At 68.9% G+C, this 818-nt stretch carries 1 protein-coding gene and 1 pseudogene; both read right to left on the bottom strand.

The genetic code is table 11. The features are described from left to right. Positions 1-94: 94 nt before the first annotated feature. Positions 95-460: a PH domain-containing protein gene (locus LPA54_RS33480; protein WP_093764358.1), complete on the bottom strand. Its 366-nt coding sequence runs from the start codon at positions 458-460 to the stop codon at positions 95-97. A gap of 129 nt (positions 461-589) precedes the next feature. Further along, positions 590-818, bottom strand: a pseudogene (locus LPA54_RS33475) (methionine--tRNA ligase); the annotation flags it as partial.

The following is an 818-nucleotide window of genomic DNA, read 5'->3' as shown; positions in this document are numbered from 1 at the left end:
ACCATGAGCGGCACGCTAGGGCGCTCATGGTCCCGCACCGGGAGTTATCGGGGCGCGTTCACCCGTTCGAGGTTGAGGGAAACGTTCGCGCCGGTCAGCGGGCGACGAACTGGGTGAGGATGGCCTGGACCTCGTAGATGTCGACGCCCTTCGTGAAGGTCTTCTGGATGGGGGCCGGGGAGCCGGAGATCCAGATCTTGAGTTCGGCGTCGAGGTCGAAGTGGCCGGCGGTCTCCACGGCGAAGTGGGAGATGCTGCGGTACGGGATCGAGTGGTACTCGGTCTTCTTGCCGGTGATGCCCTGCTTGTCGACCAGGATCAGGCGGCGGTCCGTGAACAGGATCGTGTCGCGTATCAGCAGGAACGCCGCGTGCACCTGCTCGCCGTGGCCCAGGAGCCGGGCGTAGTCCTGCTGGGCCTTGGCCGGGTCGACGGTGTGCGCGTTGCCGAAGAGTGCCATGGTTCGTGTCCCCCCACGTGTGGTCGTCTGCGGCGGCCGGACGTTCGGCCGCCTTGACGCGATCTTCGCAAGCCGGACGGCCCCGGGAGAAGGGATGTTCTCTCCCGGGGCCGTCCTGTGGCGAGCGTGTTACGCGGTGGGCTTCTCCTCGAGGCGGGGGAAGAGGACCGCGCCCTTGGTGACCGTGGAGCCGGCCGGGAGGAGGCCCCAGGTGCCGGCCTCCTGGACCTTCTGGCCGGCGAGGGCGCCCAGGGTGGGCTCCGCGCCGAGGGAGTCCCAGAGCTTCTGGGAGGTCTCCGGCATGACCGGGTTGAGGAGGACGGCCACGGCGCGCAGCGACTCCGCCGCCGTGTAGAGG

It is taken from the genome of Streptomyces sp. DH12 (assembly GCF_020873895.1).
GTDB lineage: Bacteria > Actinomycetota > Actinomycetes > Streptomycetales > Streptomycetaceae > Streptomyces.
This window is presented reverse-complemented; position numbering and strand designations above follow the sequence as displayed.

Bases quoted from the DNA above. Each gene is read 5' to 3' on its own strand.
- LPA54_RS33480 (WP_093764358.1), bottom strand. From the start codon at position 460: ATGGCACTCTTCGGCAACGCGCACACCGTCGACCCGGCCAAGGCCCAG.